Below are 17732 nucleotides of genomic sequence, written 5' to 3' on the forward strand. Positions count from 1 at the left end.
ATATGTGCCACTCTGTTGCGCGCAACAACACGTACCGGGAGGGGAGTACGGGTGGCCGCGCCCATGCAGCTGACTCGAATGCACCGCGTGCTCATAGGCGTGGTCGTGTTCGGCGCCGTGATCATCGCCGGCATCGGCTTCGCGGGGTCCTACGCGGCCGTCCGTGAACTCGCTTTCCAAAAGGGCTTCGGGAACTTCAGTTATGTGCTCCCGATCGGCATCGACGCGGGCATCTGCGTCCTGCTCGCCCTTGACCTGCTTCTGACGTGGATCCGCATCCCGTTCCCGCTGCTGCGGCAGACGGCGTGGCTCCTGACGGTCGCCACGATCGCCTTCAACGGCGCGGCGGCCTGGCCGGATCCGCTGGGTGTGGGCATGCACGCGGTGATCCCGATCCTGTTCGTGGTGTCGGTGGAGGCGGCCCGGCACGCGATCGGCCGGATCGCGGACATCACGGCGGACAAGCACATGGAGGGGGTGCGCCTCACCCGCTGGCTCCTCTCCCCCATTCCGACGTTCCTTCTGTGGCGCCGCATGAAGCTGTGGGAGCTGCGCTCCTACGAGCAGGTCATCAAGCTCGAACAGGACCGGCTGGTCTACCAGGCCCGGCTCCACTCCCGCTTCGGCCGGGCCTGGCGCAGGAAGGCGCCGGTGGAGTCCCTGATGCCGCTCCGCCTGGCCCGGTACGGGGTTCCGCTGGCGGAAACGGCTCCGGCGGGGCTGGCGGCGGCGGGCATAGAACCGGTCCTGCTTCCGCCGGCACCCGAGATCACCGCCGGTGCGGCTGCTCCCGAACCGCAGAGGGCAACGCCCCAGGGCGGGCAGCGCCCCGAGTTGGACGGCGCACTCCGCCCGCAGCAGGCCGCCCAGGAACCCGAACCGGACCTGAGCCCCTGGTTCGAGGCCCCCCAGCAGATCGAGTACCAGGGCGGCTACAACCCCGACTACGACCCCGCGGAGCAGTACAACCGCTGGTACGAGGAACAGATCGAGGCCGAGCAGTACGAGCTCCAGCAGATCCAGTACGAGGAGCCTCCCAGGGAGCCCTCGATGGAGGAGACCGGCAGCTTTCCCATCCCGGTGAGCAGCGGCCGTACCCGGGAACTCGGCGAGGGCGGCGGCACCCCGGAGCCGACGGAGGAAGACTTCTACCAGGTCTTCAAGAAGTCGATAGACGGCAGCTACCCCTCCCCCGGCCAGCTCAGGGGTGACGTGGAAGCGACGTACGGCGTCGTGCTCCCGCAGCGCGAGGCCGAGCGCATGGTCAACCGCTTCACGAACCGCCACACCGCGGAACTCCAGGAAGACCACATCGCCTGAGCCACCCGGACATGAGAAGGGGCCCTCCACGCCGGAGGGCCCCTCTTCCGTACCGCCAGTTACTCCCCGAGCAGCGCCCGGACCCGCTCCTGACCGACGGCCAGCAGCAGCGTGGGCAGCCGGGGCCCGGTGTCCCGGGAGACCAGCAGCCGGTACAGCAGGGCGAAGAAGGTCCGCTGGGCGGTCTTGATCTCGGCCGGCAGTTCCTTGGGCGTGGCGTCCGCGGAGAAACCGGCCTGCACCTTGGGCACGCCGTACACGAGGTGGGTGAGCCCGTCGAGCGACCAGTTCGAGGCGAGCCCGTCGAGCAGCAGCCGCAGCGACTGCTGGGAGGCCTCGTCGAGGGACTTCAGCAGCTCGGCGTCGGGTTCGTCCCGCACGATGGTCCGCTGGTCGGCGGGCACCTGCGTGTTGATCCAGGCCTCGGCCTTGTCGTACCGGGGCCGGGCCTCGTCCAGCGCCGACAGCGGGTTGTCGGGGTCCAGCTCGCTGAGGATCCGCAGCGCCTGGTCCTCGTGCCCGGCGGTGATGTCGGCGACGGAGGCGAGCGTCCGGTACGGCAGCACGCGCGCCGTCCGGGGCAGCTCCCGGCCGGCCGTACCCACCGCCCGCGCGTGTGCGGCCACGTCGGCCGGCAGCGCGGTGCCGTCGGCGACCTTGGCGTCCAGCTTGTCCCACTCGTCGTAGAGCCGCTGGATCTCCTGGTCGAAGGCGATCTTGAAGGACTGGTTGGGCCTGCGGCGGGCGTAGAGCCACCTCAGGAGCTGCGGCTCCATGATCTTCAGCGCGTCACCCGGGGTGGGCACCCCGCCCTTCGACGACGACATCTTCGCCATCCCGGAGATCCCGACGAAGGCGTACATGGGGCCGATCGGCTGCTTCCCGCCGAAGATCCCGACGATCTGCCCGCCGACCTGGAACGACGACCCCGGAGAGGAGTGGTCGACCCCGCTGGGCTCGAAGACGACACCCTCGTAGGCCCAGCGCATCGGCCAGTCGACCTTCCAGACCAGCTTGCCGCGGTTGAACTCGTTCAGCCGGACGGTCTCGGAGAACCCGCAGGCGTTGCAGGTGTACGACAGCTCGGTCGTGGCGTCGTCGTAGGAGGTGACGGTGGTGAGGTCCTTCTCGCAGTTGCCGCAGTAGGGCTTGTACGGGAAGTACCCGGCGGAGCCGGAGGAGCCGTCGTCCTCGGCGGCCGCGCCGGATCCCTCGGCGGCCTCGACCTCGGCCTCGTCGAGGGGCTTCTGCTGCTTCTTCGCGGCGGCCGGGGCCTTCTTGGTCCGGTACTGGTCGAGGATCGCGTCGATGTCCCCGCGGTGCGCCATGGCGTGCAGGATCTGCTCGCGGTAGACGCCCGAGGTGTACTGCGCGGTCTGGCTGATCCCGTCGAACTCGACGCCGAGATCGGCGAGCGCGTCGACCATGGCGGCCTTGAAGTGCTCGGCCCAGTTCGGGTGGGCGGACCCCTTCGGCGCGGGCACGGAGGTCAGCGGCTTGCCGATGTGCTCGGCCCACGACTCGTCGATGCCCGGGACCCCGGCCGGCACCTTGCGGTACCGGTCGTAGTCGTCCCAGGAGATGAGATGCCGCACCTGATGTCCCCGCCGCCGGATCTCGTCGGCGACGAGGTGCGGGGTCATGACCTCGCGCAGGTTCCCGAGGTGGATCGGTCCCGAGGGTGAAAGGCCGGACGCGACGACGACCGGTTTGCCCGGGGCCCGACGCTCCGACTCCTCGATGACCTCATCCGCGAAACGGGAGACCCAGTCGGTGGTCTCAGCGCTCTGACCCACGATCGGCACGTCCTCTTTTTACTGATGGCGTTGATGGAGACTCCATTCTCCCAGACCGCCCCGCGCCGGAGAAAACCCCTTTACCCACCATGGGATACTGACCGTGTCTATCTGATCCCCCGAGGAGAACGGCACCCACTCCCATGGCCCCGGTCACGTCCCTCAGCGACGCCGTCAACCAGCAGCTCACCTCCGCGATCTCCGCCTCCCTGCCGGAGACCTCCGCGGACCCCCTGCTCCGACGCAGCGACCGGGCGGACTTCCAGGCGAACGGCATCCTCGCCCTCGCCAAGAAGGCCAAGGCGAACCCGCGGGACCTGGCGACGCAGGTCGTCTCCCGGATCACCACCGGTGATGTGATCAAGGATGTCGAGGTCTCCGGCCCCGGCTTCCTCAACATCACGCTCACCGACAAGGCGATCACCGAGAACCTCGCCGCCCGCTACGAGGACGGCGACCGTCTCGGCGTACCGCTCAAGGACGAGCCCGGCACCACGGTGATCGACTACGCCCAGCCGAACGTGGCGAAGGAGATGCACGTCGGGCACCTGCGCTCGGCGGTGATCGGCGACGCCCTGCGCGGCATGCTCGACTTCACCGGTGAGAAGACGATCGGCCGGCACCACATCGGCGACTGGGGCACCCAGTTCGGCATGCTCATCCAGTACCTGATCGAGAACCCGGGCGAGCTGGCCCCCCCGGACGAGGTCGACGGCGAGCAGGCCATGTCGAACCTGAACCGGGTGTACAAGGCGTCCCGTGTGGTCTTCGACTCCGACGAGGAGTTCAAGGAGCGGGCGCGGAAGCGGGTCGTGGCCCTGCAGTCCGGTGACAAGGAGACCCTCGAACTCTGGCAGCAGTTCGTGGACGAGTCGAAGGTCTACTTCTACTCGGTCTTCGAGAAGCTGGACATGGAGATCCGGGACGACGAGATCGTCGGCGAGTCGGCGTACAACGAGGGCATGCCCGAGACCGCCCGCCTCCTGGAGGAGATGGGCGTGGCGGTCCGCTCCGAGGGCGCGCTGGTCGTCTTCTTCGACGAGATCCGCGGCAAGGACGACCAGCCGGTCCCGCTGATCGTGCAGAAGGCGGACGGCGGCTTCGGCTACGCGGCCTCCGACCTGACGGCGATCCGCAACCGGGTCACCGACCTGCACGCGACGACACTGCTGTACGTCGTGGACGTACGCCAGTCGCTCCACTTCAAGATGGTCTTCGAGGCTGCCCGCCGGGCCGGCTGGCTGTCCGACGGTGTCACCGCGCACAACATGGGCTACGGCACGGTGCTCGGTGCGGACGGCAAGCCGTTCAAGACGCGTGAGGGCGAGACCGTCAAGCTGGAGGACCTGCTGGACGAGGCGGTGCAGCGGGCGGCAGAGGTCGTACGGGAGAAGGCCCAGGACCTCACCGAGGACGAGATCCAGGAGCGGGCGGCACAGGTGGGCATCGGCGCGGTGAAGTACGCCGACCTGTCCACCTCCCCCAACCGGGACTACAAGTTCGACCTGGACCAGATGGTCTCGCTGAACGGCGACACGTCCGTGTACCTCCAGTACGCGTACGCCCGTATCCAGTCGATCCTGCGCAAGGCGGGAGAGGTACGGCCGGCCGCCCGCCCGGAGCTCGAACTGGCGGACGCGGAGCGGGCGCTGGGCCTGCACCTGGACGCGTTCGGCAGCACGGTCTTCGAGGCGGCCGCGGAGTACGCCCCGCACAAGCTGGCGGCGTACCTCTACCAGCTCGCCTCCCTGTACACGTCGTTCTACGACAAGTGCCCGGTCCTCAAGGCCGACACCCCGGCGCAGGTCGAGAACCGCCTGTTCCTGTGCGACCTGACGGCCCGCACCCTGCACCAGGGCATGGCCCTGCTGGGCATCAGGACGCCCGAGCGCCTCTGACCGTCCGGTCCTATGCGATGTGGTCCTCCTGCAACTCCGCCGTGTGCCGGTTGGTGAAGCGGAGGACCATGCCGAGGGCGTCATCCAGCGGGAGCCGGGTGCCGTACGTCGCCTCCACCGCGTTGGCGAGCTGGTCGGCGGTGGGGTACATGCCGTCGATCGACATCTTGAAGACCTGGTAGTAGTCCTCCTCCGACATCGGCGCGGAGATCCTGTCGATCGCCACGTCGAGGTCCTCGGTCCGCCGTACGAGGACGTCCAGCTCCTGCCGGACCTTCTCGACCGTGAGCTTGGCCGCGCGGGTCGCCTCGGCCTTGAGCTCCTCGGCCTCCAGGACGATCCGTGCGGCTTCTTCCTGGGCCTCGGTCAGGAGGCGTTCCGCCTGGGCTCGTGCCGTTCTGACGAACTGCCCCACGAGGGACGTGCCGTGGCCGAGCCCGGCCATGTCCAGGATGCCACCGCCGGGTGCTGCCAGGGCGCGGCTCACCAGGATCGTCATCAGGGTCTCGTGGACGGCGGCGGCGTCGAAGGGCCGGTCCTCGGGATGCTTTTCGAGCAGGCCCATGATGAGGCCGTTCAGCGCCGCCGGGATACCCGGTGCTCTCCTGCTCGGTGGCGTGGGCGTCTCCTGCTTGTGCTTGAGGACGACGGACCACTGGCTGTCGCCGCCGAAGGGCGGGCTGCCGGTCACCGCGTGGTAGAGGAGACAGCCCAGGGAGTAGAGGTCGCTACGACGGTCGACCGGCCCTATGGCATCGATCTGTTCGGGAGACATGTACGCGGGGGTTCCGAGCAGGACCCCGGGCGCGGTCAGTTTCCGGGCGCCGACGGTGTCGCCGAGGAACTTCGCGATGCCGAAGTCCAGGACCTTCAGCGTCCCGTCAGGTGTCTGAAGCACGTTCGCCGGTTTGATGTCCCGGTGGACTACTCCCTTGCGGTGCGCGGCGTGCAGCGCCTGGGCGATCTGCGCGCCCCACCCCACCGCGAGCGGCCAGGGTGCCGGGGCCGGTCCCTTGAACCGCTTGTCCAGGGAGACCCCGTCGACCAGCTCCATCACGAGGTAGAGAGTCTGACGACCACCGACCAGGACCTCTCCCCAGTCGTGGACGGTCACGATGTTCTGATGGGTCAGGCGGGCAGCCAACTGCACCTCGCGCTCGAACCTGTCCCGGACCTCGGCCTCGCCCGCGCCGTACTGCGGATGCACCACCTTGACCGCGACATCCCGCCGCATCCGCTCGTCTTCGGCGGCCCAGACCTGCCCCATCCCACCGGAGCCCAGCAGAGCAGTGATCCTGAACCGTCCGGCGAGCACTTCGTTCTGCACCGGTCCCCTCCCCCGTCGGCGAGCCGACCCCGCAAGTCCCTCACGAGTATGGCGCCTCAGGGCCCCGCGGACTCACCAGAGCTGCCGTACGACCCGCCCGCCGTCCGTCGTAGTCTCCGGGCCTCCTCTTCCATCCGGCCGGCGACCTCTCCGACGCCCGTGCCCTCTTCCAGACCGCCGGCGCGGAGTTCGGCGGCGAGGCCGGTGAAGTAGTGGGCGGTGGAGAGGAGGTAGTCGTCCACGTCGACGCCGACGGACGCGGCGGCGCCCGGGGGAATGCGGTTGACCTCGCCCAGGACGCGGTTGACCTGGAGGGTGATCTCGTCGCGGACGTCTCGCGTCAGGGCCACCGCCCGCCCCACCTGGGCGAGGATCGAATGGCAGGAGCGCGCGAGCTGCATCAGGAGCCGGTCGTCGCGGTTGAGGGAGGACGAACCCGACGCGCCGGGGTGCACAGTGCCCGAGGCGATGCGCGCGTCCGCGAGCTGGCACTCGTAGCGCCGCAGGTCGAACGCGGTCGTCGCGCCGAGCGCCGCCCGGAAGCAGGGGTGGACCTGGAACTCCGTCTCGTGCGGCTGGACCGGCAGCCCGTCGTCGCCCGCGTACACCACGTCGTTGCCGCGCCGCACGCCAAGGAATCCGGTGCCATACAGCACGTCGATGATCCCAGGAAGCGTCAACGCGTTGGCGTACGCCGGGAAGTCGTGGTGAAGGGTCTCGGCGGCCGCATCGAAGCGGCGGGTGAGTGCGGCGCGCGTGACGACGTACCCGGTGTTCTGGAACAGCGGGAAGAGGTTCCGGAGAAAAGGGTGAGCGACCAGGTACTCCGAGGTCAGGTCCTTGAGCTTCCACTCCGAGAACTGCCGGCCCGCCTGTGTCACGTCCGCCTCGGTGATCCGGTCCCGCTCATGGTCCAGCCAGGCCTTCTCCTGGCACAGGTTGAGGAACTGGATAGCGTCACGGGGTCTTGGCAGACAGCGGCCGAAGAGATGGCCGGTGATCTCCTCCCCGCCCACCGTGTGGGGGAACAGCTCCTTCCACAGCCGTTCCTCGGTCAGCTCTTCCCCGACGGAGGCCCGCGCCCTGGCCAACGCGAGGTCCTTCAGGGCCTGTTCCGTCCAGGCGATCCTGAGCTCGTCCCCGTGGAACTTGTCGCCCTCCCCGAAGGACAGCGAGTCGTAGATGTCGGCGCGCAGGAACAGCAGGAACCGCACCGAACGGGCGTACAGACCCGCCGCGTGCTTGGCCGCCAGCAGCAGCCCGATCACCATGGAGTTGCTGTCCGGCTCGGCGGACCACACCTGTTCCAGCTGGTCGACCATGAGGAGAAGGGGCGGATGTACGAGGCCGTCGCAGCCCAGGTCGGTGAAGGCCCGCGCCACTCCCTGTTCGACGATCTCCAACTGCCGCGCCGCACGGGCCCCTTCGGACGGCGACTGGGCGAGGTCCATGCTCGCCTTGACCCCGAAGGCCTCGAGGGACAGAGAGGTCTGGAGCCCCCGGGCGCCCTGCGCCAGCCGCTCCACCAGCCGGCCGCCCCCGCCCGGCGCCTCGCCGTTCTGCTTGAGGAACCGCCCGAGCGCCTTGACCGAGTCGGCCTTGTGGCCGCCGTCATGTGCGCCCTTGGCATGGTCGACCAGATGCCGAGCGGCGTGCACGGCGAACACATACCGCCAGATCAGCGCCTTGGCCGAGTCCCCCGGCAGCCCCTGCAGCTCGAACCGCCGGATCTCCTCCCCCGCGGCCTCGTCAGGGGTGACGAGTACTTTCCCGCCCCGGTGCCCGCCCTCGCCGTCGGACATCAACTGCATGCAAATGGCGCTCTTCCCGGACCCCTTGCGCCCGATGATCAGCATCTTGCGCCCGCTGAGCGCACCCCGGTACGCGGCGTTCGGCAGGAAGCCGCCGCGCAGCAACAGCCCCTCGGTTACGTCCCGTTCGGCGTCCTCACGCCCGAAGTGCAACTGCGCGAGCACTGGCTGGTCGGCCATCCCGTCCCCCTACGTCGTACTGATCCCCACGGTATCGGGACCCACCGACAACAGGGCTACGCCCACGCGAACTCGCACCACACCGCCTTCCCCGGCGCCCGCTCCCGCACCCCCCAGCCGTCACTCAACGCGGCCACCAGCAACAACCCCCGCCCGCCCTCGTCCCGGTCGTGGACGACGTGCGGCACACCGCCCCCGCTGTCGTGCACCTCGACGACCAGGGCGCTCACGTCGTATCGCAGGAACAGCCGCAACTGCCGTCCCGGCGGCACGCCGTGCAGCAGCGCGTTGGTCACCAGTTCGCTCACGCAGAGCAGTACGTCGTCCGCCCGCGGGGTCTCCGCGAGCCCCCAGCCGGCCAGGGTCTCGGCAGTGAAGCGCCTCGCGGCCTGCGCGGACCGGCGTTCGCGGCGGAAGAACCTCTCGCGCAGGAGCGGTAGTCGGGTCGTCTCGTTCACGGGACGAGGGTTGCGGAGAGTGACTAGCGTGGATCACTCGGTGAACCCGTACAGATTTTTTGTACGGGCTCGTACCCGGTGACGTACGTGTCCGGAGGGGGAGGGAGACCTTCATGAGCGCCAGGAAGCCGCCGCGGCCGAAGAACCTCACGTCCATGAAGATGCTGGGCAAACAACTCGGCACCGCGCGCCGCGCCGCGGGCCACACCCAGACCGCCCTCGCCGACCTCGTCCGCGTCGACGAGGAGACCATCGCGTCCATCGAGCAGGGCAGACGCACGCTGAAACCGGACCTGGCTGCGGTGCTGGACGAAGTCCTGGAGACCAAGGGGATGTTGGCGGCGGGGGTGGCCAACCTGCCGGACATCGACCAGTTCCCGATGTGGGCCGAGCTGTACATGGAGCATGAGCGGGAGGCCATCTCCCTCTCCTGGTACGACAACGCGGTCCTCCCGGGCCTCCTCCAGACCGACCTCTACGTCCGGGCCGTACTCCGCAACCGGGTTCCCGCGTACGACGAGGACGAGATCGAGACGCGTACGGCGGCCCGCCTGGAACGCCAGGAGATCCTGCACCGCAGGAATCCGCCGACGCTGAGCTTCATCGTGTGGGAGCCGGTGCTCCACATGCGGATCAGCGGGCAGGACGTTTGGAGGGAGCAGCTGCGACATTTGCGAGCGCTGACTGAACTCCCGTGCGTGTCGCTTCAGTTCCTGCCGCTGAACAGTCCGTACAACGCCGGACTCAACGGCCCCTTCACCCTCCTCGAAACACCGGACCACCAGCACCTCGCGTACACCGAGTCGCAACGCGGCAGCCAGTGGGTTTCCGACGCGGATGAGGTATCCAGGCTGGCGCGCAAATATGCGATGCTGCGGACACAGGCCCTGACCACACAGGACTCCAGGGATCTGCTCGACCGCCTGGTAGGAGAGCAATGAGCGCCGAAGCACTTCAGTGGTTCAAGTCGACCTACAGCGGCGATGAGGGCGGCCAGTGTGTCGAGGTAGCCGCCTGCCCCCACACCATCCACATCCGCGACTCCAAGAAGCCCGAGCCCACCCTCCAAGTCACCCCCACCACCTGGACCGCCTTCACCACCGCTCTCAAGTAGTGCCGTCGGCCATTGTCAGTGGCTCCCCCTACAGTCACTGACATGGCGACTCTTCCCAACCCGCTGCCCACCCTGGCGGCAGACCCGAGCGGCCGTTCGCTCGGACTCGGGCTCCCCCTCGGGAGACTGATCGACGAGACGAACGACGGCCCCTGGCACGAGCCGTTGCTGTGGCATGCCGAGTACGCCGCGTCCTCCGGCGCCTGGACCGCACTGGGCACCCCGGCCGCGCGAGCGGGTCTGCTGCCGGTGCTGATAGAGGCCGGCGGCAGCCAGGGCGGGCCGGACGAGTGGCAGTTGATGCCCGGGGAGATGTCGTACCCCGGGGACCACGACCCCGAGGAACTGCTCACGGAGTACTGGGCGTACGCGATCGAGGAGCCCGACGACCTCGACGAGATGATCGCCCCGTACGACGAGACGTGGCCCGGTCTGGCCCCGTCCCCGGAGTCCCTCCCCGCCGACCCCGACACCCGCGCCGCCGAGACCGCCGACGTGCTCCTCGACGAGGGCTCGTGGTTCAAGGAGCCCCGTCTCGCCCTGGTCCCGGCCCGCCGCAGCGCGGACATCCCGGCGGCCATCGGCTGGACGGGCCCCCTGAACTACGAGAACGACGTGGCCCGCCTCTGCGCGGTCCTCCGCTCCTGGGAGGACCGCTTCGGCATACGCGTCATCGCGCTCACCTGCGACCAGTTGGTCCTGTCCGTGGCCGCCCCGCCCACGACGAAGGACGAGGCGGAGGCCGTCGCCGCCGAACACTTCGCGTTCTGCCCGGACAACATCATCCAGGGGGACCACGAGACGTTGCGCGAGTACGCCGAGCAAGCGGTACTGGGGCAGCGGATCTGGTCCTTCTGGTGGGACTGAAAGGCAAACCAGAGGTCTCCCATGAGCAAATTCCCTTTCAATTCACCCCCTCCCGTCCCGACTCACTGAATCCGTCGCTAAACTCCCTTTTCGTTTGCGGTCCTTAACAGGGGGAGGGCGCTCAGCATGCCGGACGGCTTTTCCGTGGACCTCGGCGCGCTGCGCAAGGCCGCCTCTGGGATCAGCACCACACTGGACGCGATGGCCACCAAGAAGGTGAGCGACATCGACGTTCCCAAGGGCGACTTCGGGCACGACGAACTGGCCTCGGCGATCGTCGACTTCACCGACCGGTGGAACATCGGCGTCTCGCACCTGGCCTCCGACGGCTCCGAGGTCTCCGACCGGCTGAACCGCTGCGTCCAGAACTATGAGGCGGCCGAGGAGCACATCCAGCTCTCCACCAAGGGCATTCTCCAGTCGCCCTCCGGAACAGACCCGGGGGCGTCCTGATGGCCGAGCTCGGCGAGACGTCGGACCCCCGCGAGCTGGTCCCCGGCAACCCCGACTCCCTGACCACGACCGCACAGGCCCTGCTCGCCTACGGTGACGTCCTCATCGAGGCCGGCGAAGGACTGGCGAAGATCGACACCGAGGACGGCTGGCGGGGCCCGGCCGGGGACGCCTTCCGGGACCGTTTCCACGGCCAGCCCGCCCGGTGGACCGAGGCGGGCAACGAGTTCCACACCGCCGCGAACGCCCTCTACGACTACCTTCACACCCTGCGCGCGGCCCAGCAGCGCGCCGCCGACGCCATATCCCGGTACGCGCGCGGCGAAGCGGCCACCACCAACGCCAAGAACGCCCACGACCGGCAGGTCACCGAGGCGCGCGGAAAAGGGGACACCACCGAGATCCCGTTCAACGATCCCGGTGAAGCGGACCGTGCCGCCGCCCGCGCGGACCTCGACACCGCTCGCGGCAATGTGAACACCGCCGGACACACCGCGGCCGCGCTGGTGCGGAAGGCCACCGAGTCCGCCCCGGAGCGCCCGGGATTCTGGTCCAAGGTCGGTGACGTCCTCGGCGACGTGGGCGAGGGCCTGCTGAACGGCGGCAAGACCGTCGTCAACGACCTCGCCTCCTTCGGCAACGCCATGGTCCAGCACCCCGGCGACAGCGCGGCGATGCTCGGCGGCATGCTCCTGGCCGGCGTCAGCGCCGGCGGCGAAGGGCTCGGCGTCGCGCTGGACGCCACTGGGGTCGGTGCCATCGCCGGTGTGCCCCTCAACGTGGTCTCCGCCGCCGGGATCACCGCGGGCGTCGGCCTGGCGGGCGCCGGCGCCGTGGACCTCGCCCAGCACGCCACCAGCGACTCCCAGGTCGAACCCCTGCGCATGAACAGCGAGGGCTCCGGCACCGGCGGCTCCACCCAGCAGCCGGCCTCCGATCTGATCAAGAACGGGCAGCAGTACAAGGGCACCGGCGGGCGCGCGGGAAACAACCTGCCGGTGGAGAACGGCCCGAAGGACGGCACCCTCTACAAGACGGACCCGCAGACCGGAAAAGTCACCAACTACACGACCTACGACTCCGAGGGCCGTGCGGTGAAGCGGGTGGACCTGGAGGGCCGTCCGCACGGCGGGGTGGACACCCCGCACGTCGTAGAGTACGAGCGCAACACCAACCCGAAGACCGGTCAGGTCTTCGTGCGCCCGTCGAACGAAGTACGCGCCGCGTTCCCCTGGGAGATCCCGTGACCAGCAGCAAGCCGTCGTGGTCCGACCGGAGGCTGCCGGCCTTCTTCACCAGCTGGCGCACCGACTGGAAGAACGACGAACTCACCCCGGCCAACTACCTCGACTTCGAGGGCGGCCTGCGCTTCGTCCTGGCCGCGGCCTGGCTGTTCTGCCCCGAGACGGTGGAGTACCGCGGCGGGGTGTTCCTCAAAGAACAATTCCGTCAGGAGAACGTCGACAACTGGTTCACGAACCTGGGCGACGACAGGGAACGTGTCGAAGCGGTCACCAACCAGGTCAAGTTGTGGGACACCTTCGTCAACACTCCCCTGACGGACGACGATCAACTCGGCGAGGAACTGCCGCAACTCGCGCTCGCCCTGGGGGAATGCTGGCAGGGCGTCCTGTCCGCCCGGTACCCCGACCTGGAGATCACCGTCGAGGTCAGCGACGAGGAGGACGGCTCCTACGGCCCGACCGTGACCTTCTGGACCTCCCCGGCCGTCTCACCCTTCGGCTGACACGTCTCACACCCCGGCCCGGCCGCCCCGCAGTCCCTCCCCCAGCCTCCGCAGCCCCTCCCCGATCTCCTCCGGCGTCTGCGTCACGAAGCAGAGCCGCAGGGTCGAGCGGTCGGGGTCACCGGCGTAGAAGGGCGCCCCCGGGACGTAGGCCACATCCCGCGCCACGACCTGCGGCAGCAGCGCGGTCGTGTCGTACGAGGACGGGAGCCGTGCCCACAGGAACATGCCGCCCTCGGGACGCGTCCAGGCCGACCCCTCGGGCAGGGCCTCGGCCAGCCCCGCGAGCATGGCGTCCCGCCGCTCCCCGTAGACCTCCGCGACGCGCCGGACATGCGCGTCGAGGTCCCGGTCGGCCAGGTACCGGGCCGCGGCGAGCTGGTTGACGGTCGGGGTGTGCAGGTCGGCGGCCTGCTTGGCGACCGCGCAGGCCCGCCGCAGCCCACCGGGCGCGCGCAGCCAGCCCAGCCGCAGTCCGGGGGCCATGACCTTGGAGAAGGATCCGAGCAGCACGACCCGGTCGCGGACCTCCTCGTGGGCGGCGATCCACGGCACCCGCTCCCCCTCGAAGCGGAGTTCGCCGTACGGGTCGTCCTCGACGATCCACAGCCCGCACCGCGCGGCCACGGACGCGACCGCGGCCCTGCGTCCCTCCGACATGGTCCGCCCGGTCGGGTTCTGGAAGGTGGGCACGGTGTAGAGCAGCTTGGGCCGCTCCCGCACGACGAGTTCCTCCAGCGCCACGGGATCAGGCCCTTCGTCGTCCCCCGGCACGGCCACCACCCGCGCGCCCGCGAACCCGAAGGCCTGGAGAGCGGCCAGATAGCAGGGGCTCTCGACGAGAACCGTGTCCCCGGGCTCGATCAACGCGGTGGCGAGCAGCGACAGCGCCTGCTGCGAGCCGGTGGTGACGAGGACGTCGTCGGCGTCGGTGGCGAGCCCGCGCACCGACATCCGCTCCGCCAGGGCGGCCCGCAGCACGGGCTCGCCCTCGGTGGTCGAGTACTGCAGGGCCCGCTCGGGCACCTCTGCCAGCACGGCCCGGTAGGCGTCCGCGATCCCCTCGGCGTCGAACAGTTCGGGCGCCGGCAGTCCGCCCGCGAAGTTGATGACCTCGGGGCGGGCGGTGACGGCGAGGATGTCCCGTACCGGCGACCCACCGACCGACCGGGCCCGGGCGGCGAGCGGCGGCACGGAAGCGAACGTGGGCACCGTCATGACACGGCTCCTTCGACTGCTGACTGCTAGGACTGGTCAGCGCAGCCTAAGGAACTGAGTGGCACCTACAAGCACCTTTCCGCGATACGGACACAGCGCACTCGTGGCCCGCTCACGCCTTCGTGCCGGTCGCCCCGTAGACGTTGATGTCGTCGTCCGTGACGTCGTTGATGTCGCGGTAGCGGATCTTCTCGATGTCGTCGAGGGACTCGAAGTCCTCCGCGTCGATGGCGGGCGGCGCGGGCGCGGGCCCGGGGTGCCACAGATGCGCGGGCACCACACCGGGCTCGTCCAGCAAGACGCCCGGCACCTCGGTGAAGAACCGCTCCACCTCCTTCCTGGACCGGAACACGAAGGTGAACCCGCGCTCGGTGTAGGTGCGCTGGACCGCGCGGGCCGGCTCGGGGTGCATCTCGTCGGTCAGATGGCTGAGCACGATCCGGCTCCCCGCGGGCAGGGCCGCCACGAGCTCCCGCACGATCGGATAGGCCTCGTCGTCCTCGACGAAGTGCAGGATCGCGACCAGGCACAGCGCGATCGGCTGGTCGAAGTCCAGGGTCCTGGCGGCCTGTTCGAGGATCTGCGCGGGGCTCTTGAAGTCGGCGTCGATGTAGTCCGTACGCCCCTCGGGCCCGCTCGTGAGCAGCGCGCGGGCGTGCGCCAGCACCACCGGGTCGTTGTCGACGTACACGACCCGGGCGTCGGGCCGGATCCGCTGGGCGATCTGGTGGACGTTCTCCGCGGTGGGCAGCCCGGTGCCGATGTCGAGGAACTGCCGGATGCCGTCCCGCCCGGTCAGCCGGGCGACGGCCCGGCGCATGAAGTCGCGGTTGTGGCGCACGTCGAGGTAGCCGCGGGGGTTGGCGGCGAGCGCGGCGGCGGCCGCCTCGCGGTCGGCGGGGTAGTTGTCCTTGCCGCCGAGGAAGACGTCGTAGACGCGGGCCGGATGTGCCTTGGTGGTGTCGATCCTCTTGGCCAGTTCGGCCGGGTCCTGGCTCAGCGCGTCACCGGACATGGCGTCTCCCCTGTGCATGTGTCGGTCCTTCGACGGACAACCACCGCGATGGTCAAGAACCTAACTCCCCGGGCGACTTGATGGTGCCCGGTGCCCGAATCGCCCCTTCCCGCATCCCGCGGGACGTACTCGGGAAGGCACATCCGTGCAGGTCAACGCGGCTGCCGGTACGAGGCCGTCCCGAATTCCCCTGCCAGGTCTGGCGAATGCCCCAGCAGCCCCGCAACCTGATCCCATGCCCAGCCGACCCCACACCCCCCGCCTGCTCACCGCACTCGCCCTCGTCCTCCTCTCCCTCACCACTCTCACGGGCTGCAAGGACGGCCAGGGCGTCCGCGACGAGGGCCCGGCCGCGGACAAGGCGGCCGCGGTGAGCCCCGCGGAAAACCAGAAGGCCGCCCGGAACTGACCGGGCGGCCTCGAAGCGGAGCTACGGCATCACACGTGCGCGGGGGCCAGCTTCGGGTTGGGGCCGTACTTGTTGTCGCCCGGCTCGCCGTCCAGCACCGAGAAGACGAACAGGGTGATGCCGCCGACGAGCGGCACGAGGCCGAACAGGATCCACCAGCCGCTGCGGCCCGTGTCGTGCAGGCGGCGCGCGGTGACGGCGAGGCCGGGCAGCAGGAAGGCGAGGTAGGGGATCGCCACGAGCCAGGACTGCTTGCTGACGGCGCCGAGGATGGCGAACACGACGTAGATGATCCCGGCGAACAGCGCGAACATCCAGTATTCCTTGCGGCGCGCACGCCCGCTGAAGACCGCGTACTTCTTGAGTGCCTCGATGAACCAGCTCATGGTGGTGTCCCCCCATAGATCGCCGCTCGGAACCGTTCCGAATGGATCAGGCCAGGCGCAGAAGATATGGAGGATGTCGGGAACTCGTCAATTCAACGGATGTAAGCATTCCATCAAGCCGAGGGCTCGACGCAGCGCGACAAATCCACCGCATCCGGATGCGCATTACGGACACAACGCCAGAAGATCACCGGGCGAAGTGGGCGATGTTATCCGGACGTTGGCCGGAACGAGCTCAGCCCGTATCCGGACCGAGCTCGAACCGTTGCCGGGACACGCCGCCCCGCGGCTTCGTCAGCGGAGCTTCTGCGCCACCTCGGTGGCCCAGTAGGTGAGGATGTTCTGTGCTCCGGCCCGCTTGATTCCGGTCAGGGTCTCCAGGATCGCGCGGTCCCGGTCGATCCAGCCCTTCTCGGCGGCGGCCTCGATCATCGAGTACTCACCGGAGATCTGATAGGCGGCGACCGGCACGTCCACGGCGTCCGCGACCCGCGCGAGCACGTCGAGATACGGCCCGGCCGGCTTGACCATCACCATGTCGGCGCCCTCCTCCAGATCGAGGGCGAGCTCCCGCAGCGACTCCCGCACGTTCGCCGGGTCCTGCTGGTACGTCTTGCGATCCCCCTGCAACGACGAGGCGACGGCCTCCCGGAACGGACCGTAGAAGGCTGACGCGTACTTCGCCGTGTACGCCAGGATGGCCACGTCCTCCCGACCTATCTGGTCGAGCGCGTCCCGGATGACCCCGACCTGCCCGTCCATCATCCCGCTGGGCCCCACGACATGGGCGCCCGCGTCGGCCTGCACCTGGGCCATCTCGGCGTACCGCTCGAGGGTGGCGTCGTTGTCGACGCGCCCCTGGTCGTCCAGCACCCCGCAGTGGCCGTGGTCGACGGTCTCGTCGAGACACAGGTCGGACATCACGAGCAGGTCGTCACCGACCTCGGCCCGCACGTCCCGGATGGCCACCTGCAGAATCCCGTCGGGATCGGTCCCCGGCGTCCCGACCGCGTCCTTCTTCGACTCCTCCGGCACCCCGAAGAGCATGATCCCGGACACCCCGGCCGCCACGGCCTCCGCGGCAGCCTTCTTCAGACTGTCCCGCGTGTGCTGCACGACCCCGGGCATCGCCGAGATCGGCACGGGCTCGCTCGCCCCTTCCAGCACGAACGCCGGAAGGATGAAGTCAGCGGGGTGCAGCCGGGTCTCGGCGACCATGCGCCGCATGACGGGGTTGGTCCGCAGCCGCCGGGGCCGCGTGCCGGGAAAGGATCCGTACGTCGACATACCACCTACGCTACGCCCGCCCCGGGGGCACCTTTGCCGACGTCCTGTCGCCGGCCGGGCCCCGGGACGGGCGGTGGTCGTTCCTACGACTGGTGGTACGTGAAGGTACGGCCGTTCTTGGACTTCGGTACGTACACCTGGTGCCAGGTCCAGCCGGCCGGCGGACGGACGTAGTGGAACTCGACCGAGCTGTTGGTCTGCCACCAGTAGTTCGAGGCCGTGGTGCAGCCGTTGGCCGGGACGTCCCAGAACCGGGAGTTGACCCAGTCGCCCTGGTCGTTGTAGCCGACGAGGAAGAACTTCAGGGCGGCGTTGTTGTCGTTGCAGATCTGGATCTGCACGTTGGCGGTGGCGGCGCTGGCCGTCGCGGGCACCGCGAGGACGCCGGTGGCGGAGGCCAGGGCGAGCGCGGCGATGGTGAGCTTTCTGCGGAGGTTACCCATGTC

Annotated in this window: 18 protein-coding genes; 9 read left to right on the top strand and 9 right to left on the bottom strand. The window is 69.2% G+C overall.

Annotated features, from left to right (window positions below; all coding sequences use genetic code 11):
• Nucleotides 1-63: 63 nt before the first annotated feature.
• On the top strand, nucleotides 64-1320 hold the full coding sequence (locus D1369_RS17425) for a DUF2637 domain-containing protein (RefSeq protein ID WP_237557654.1): 1257 nt from the start codon (nucleotides 64-66) through the stop codon (nucleotides 1318-1320).
• Between the two features lie 59 nt (nucleotides 1321-1379).
• On the opposite strand, the gene lysS is transcribed toward D1369_RS17425, so the two are convergent.
• Nucleotides 1380-3125: a lysine--tRNA ligase gene (lysS, locus tag D1369_RS17430; RefSeq protein WP_007383841.1), complete on the bottom strand. Its 1746-nt coding sequence runs from the start codon at nucleotides 3123-3125 to the stop codon at nucleotides 1380-1382.
• 134 nt (nucleotides 3126-3259) lie between these two features.
• Between lysS and argS the strand changes: the two genes are divergently transcribed.
• The gene (argS, locus tag D1369_RS17435) at nucleotides 3260-5014 is read left to right on the top strand and encodes an arginine--tRNA ligase (protein ID WP_007383840.1); all 1755 of its coding nucleotides are present in this window, start codon (nucleotides 3260-3262) and stop codon (nucleotides 5012-5014) included.
• Between the two features lie 10 nt (nucleotides 5015-5024).
• On the opposite strand, the gene D1369_RS17440 is transcribed toward argS, so the two are convergent.
• Genes D1369_RS17440 through D1369_RS17450 form a run of 3 tightly spaced genes read right to left on the bottom strand, consistent with a single transcriptional unit; the run spans nucleotide 5025 to nucleotide 8790 of the window.
• Nucleotides 5025-6341: a serine/threonine-protein kinase gene (locus tag D1369_RS17440; protein WP_007383839.1), complete on the bottom strand. Its 1317-nt coding sequence runs from the start codon at nucleotides 6339-6341 to the stop codon at nucleotides 5025-5027.
• A 56-nt stretch (nucleotides 6342-6397) separates the two neighbouring features.
• Nucleotides 6398-8332 carry a hypothetical protein gene (locus D1369_RS17445; protein ID WP_007383838.1) on the bottom strand — a complete coding sequence of 645 codons (1935 nt, stop codon included), beginning with the start codon at nucleotides 8330-8332 and terminating at the stop codon, nucleotides 6398-6400.
• Between the two features lie 56 nt (nucleotides 8333-8388).
• Complete coding sequence (locus tag D1369_RS17450; RefSeq protein WP_007383837.1) at nucleotides 8389-8790, bottom strand: ATP-binding protein; 402 nt, start codon at nucleotides 8788-8790, stop codon at nucleotides 8389-8391.
• 113 nt (nucleotides 8791-8903) lie between these two features.
• Here D1369_RS17450 and D1369_RS17455 point away from each other — a divergent pair, with 113 nt between their 5' ends.
• From D1369_RS17455 to D1369_RS17480, 6 genes are all read left to right on the top strand, one after another.
• Nucleotides 8904-9731: a helix-turn-helix transcriptional regulator gene (locus tag D1369_RS17455; protein WP_037901025.1), complete on the top strand. Its 828-nt coding sequence runs from the start codon at nucleotides 8904-8906 to the stop codon at nucleotides 9729-9731.
• Nucleotides 9728-9904, top strand: a complete 177-nt coding sequence (locus tag D1369_RS17460; RefSeq protein WP_037901022.1) for a DUF397 domain-containing protein — start codon at nucleotides 9728-9730, stop codon at nucleotides 9902-9904. The genes D1369_RS17455 and D1369_RS17460 overlap by 4 nt, the downstream gene beginning before the upstream one ends.
• 42 nt (nucleotides 9905-9946) lie before the next feature.
• Nucleotides 9947-10771, top strand: a complete 825-nt coding sequence (locus D1369_RS17465) for a DUF4253 domain-containing protein (protein ID WP_037901020.1) — start codon at nucleotides 9947-9949, stop codon at nucleotides 10769-10771.
• 126 nt (nucleotides 10772-10897) lie between these two features.
• Entirely contained in the window at nucleotides 10898-11224 is a 327-nt protein-coding gene (locus D1369_RS17470; protein ID WP_007383834.1) for a hypothetical protein, read from the top strand.
• A complete protein-coding gene (locus tag D1369_RS17475) occupies nucleotides 11224-12471 on the top strand; it encodes a putative T7SS-secreted protein (RefSeq protein ID WP_007383833.1) in 1248 nt (415 codons plus the stop codon). Before D1369_RS17470 ends, D1369_RS17475 begins: the two co-directional genes overlap by 1 nt.
• Nucleotides 12468-12971 (top strand): hypothetical protein, encoded by a 504-nt coding sequence (locus tag D1369_RS17480; RefSeq protein ID WP_007383832.1) that lies wholly within the window; start codon nucleotides 12468-12470, stop codon nucleotides 12969-12971. Before D1369_RS17475 ends, D1369_RS17480 begins: the two co-directional genes overlap by 4 nt.
• A gap of 6 nt (nucleotides 12972-12977) precedes the next feature.
• Here D1369_RS17480 and D1369_RS17485 read toward each other — a convergent pair whose 3' ends face one another.
• Both D1369_RS17485 and D1369_RS17490 read right to left on the bottom strand, forming a co-directional pair.
• Nucleotides 12978-14189 carry a PLP-dependent aminotransferase family protein gene (locus D1369_RS17485; protein WP_007383831.1) on the bottom strand — a complete coding sequence of 404 codons (1212 nt, stop codon included), beginning with the start codon at nucleotides 14187-14189 and terminating at the stop codon, nucleotides 12978-12980.
• 112 nt (nucleotides 14190-14301) lie between these two features.
• Entirely contained in the window at nucleotides 14302-15204 is a 903-nt protein-coding gene (locus tag D1369_RS17490; RefSeq protein WP_007383830.1) for an SAM-dependent methyltransferase, read from the bottom strand.
• Between the two features lie 235 nt (nucleotides 15205-15439).
• Here D1369_RS17490 and D1369_RS42970 point away from each other — a divergent pair, with 235 nt between their 5' ends.
• On the top strand, nucleotides 15440-15613 hold the full coding sequence (locus tag D1369_RS42970) for a hypothetical protein (RefSeq protein WP_162951018.1): 174 nt from the start codon (nucleotides 15440-15442) through the stop codon (nucleotides 15611-15613).
• 29 nt (nucleotides 15614-15642) lie between these two features.
• Here D1369_RS42970 and D1369_RS17495 read toward each other — a convergent pair whose 3' ends face one another.
• From D1369_RS17495 to D1369_RS17510, 3 genes are all read right to left on the bottom strand, one after another.
• A complete protein-coding gene (locus D1369_RS17495; RefSeq protein WP_007383828.1) occupies nucleotides 15643-15999 on the bottom strand; it encodes a DUF805 domain-containing protein in 357 nt (118 codons plus the stop codon).
• A 294-nt stretch (nucleotides 16000-16293) separates the two neighbouring features.
• Nucleotides 16294-17286, bottom strand: a complete 993-nt coding sequence (gene hemB, locus D1369_RS17500) for a porphobilinogen synthase (RefSeq protein WP_007383827.1) — start codon at nucleotides 17284-17286, stop codon at nucleotides 16294-16296.
• 83 nt (nucleotides 17287-17369) lie between these two features.
• Nucleotides 17370-17729 carry a hypothetical protein gene (locus D1369_RS17510; protein WP_007383826.1) on the bottom strand — a complete coding sequence of 120 codons (360 nt, stop codon included), beginning with the start codon at nucleotides 17727-17729 and terminating at the stop codon, nucleotides 17370-17372.
• Between the last annotated feature and the right edge of the window lie 3 nt (nucleotides 17730-17732).

Origin of the sequence: Streptomyces sp. CC0208 (genome assembly GCF_003443735.1) — a bacterium.
Classification (GTDB): domain Bacteria; phylum Actinomycetota; class Actinomycetes; order Streptomycetales; family Streptomycetaceae; genus Streptomyces; species Streptomyces sviceus.

Bases quoted from the DNA above. Each gene is read 5' to 3' on its own strand.
- D1369_RS42970 (WP_162951018.1), top strand. From the start codon at position 15,440: ATGCCCAGCCGACCCCACACCCCCCGCCTGCTCACCGCACTCGCCCTC.
- D1369_RS17425 (WP_237557654.1), top strand. From the start codon at position 64: ATGCAGCTGACTCGAATGCACCGCGTGCTCATAGGCGTGGTCGTGTTC.
- D1369_RS17510 (WP_007383826.1), bottom strand. From the start codon at position 17,729: ATGGGTAACCTCCGCAGAAAGCTCACCATCGCCGCGCTCGCCCTGGCC.
- D1369_RS17460 (WP_037901022.1), top strand. From the start codon at position 9,728: ATGAGCGCCGAAGCACTTCAGTGGTTCAAGTCGACCTACAGCGGCGAT.
- D1369_RS17455 (WP_037901025.1), top strand. From the start codon at position 8,904: ATGAGCGCCAGGAAGCCGCCGCGGCCGAAGAACCTCACGTCCATGAAG.
- D1369_RS17495 (WP_007383828.1), bottom strand. From the start codon at position 15,999: ATGAGCTGGTTCATCGAGGCACTCAAGAAGTACGCGGTCTTCAGCGGG.
- D1369_RS17465 (WP_037901020.1), top strand. From the start codon at position 9,947: ATGGCGACTCTTCCCAACCCGCTGCCCACCCTGGCGGCAGACCCGAGC.
- D1369_RS17445 (WP_007383838.1), bottom strand. From the start codon at position 8,332: ATGGCCGACCAGCCAGTGCTCGCGCAGTTGCACTTCGGGCGTGAGGAC.
- D1369_RS17490 (WP_007383830.1), bottom strand. From the start codon at position 15,204: ATGTCCGGTGACGCGCTGAGCCAGGACCCGGCCGAACTGGCCAAGAGG.
- D1369_RS17470 (WP_007383834.1), top strand. From the start codon at position 10,898: ATGCCGGACGGCTTTTCCGTGGACCTCGGCGCGCTGCGCAAGGCCGCC.
- D1369_RS17485 (WP_007383831.1), bottom strand. From the start codon at position 14,189: ATGACGGTGCCCACGTTCGCTTCCGTGCCGCCGCTCGCCGCCCGGGCC.
- argS (WP_007383840.1), top strand. From the start codon at position 3,260: ATGGCCCCGGTCACGTCCCTCAGCGACGCCGTCAACCAGCAGCTCACC.
- D1369_RS17475 (WP_007383833.1), top strand. From the start codon at position 11,224: ATGGCCGAGCTCGGCGAGACGTCGGACCCCCGCGAGCTGGTCCCCGGC.
- hemB (WP_007383827.1), bottom strand. From the start codon at position 17,286: ATGTCGACGTACGGATCCTTTCCCGGCACGCGGCCCCGGCGGCTGCGG.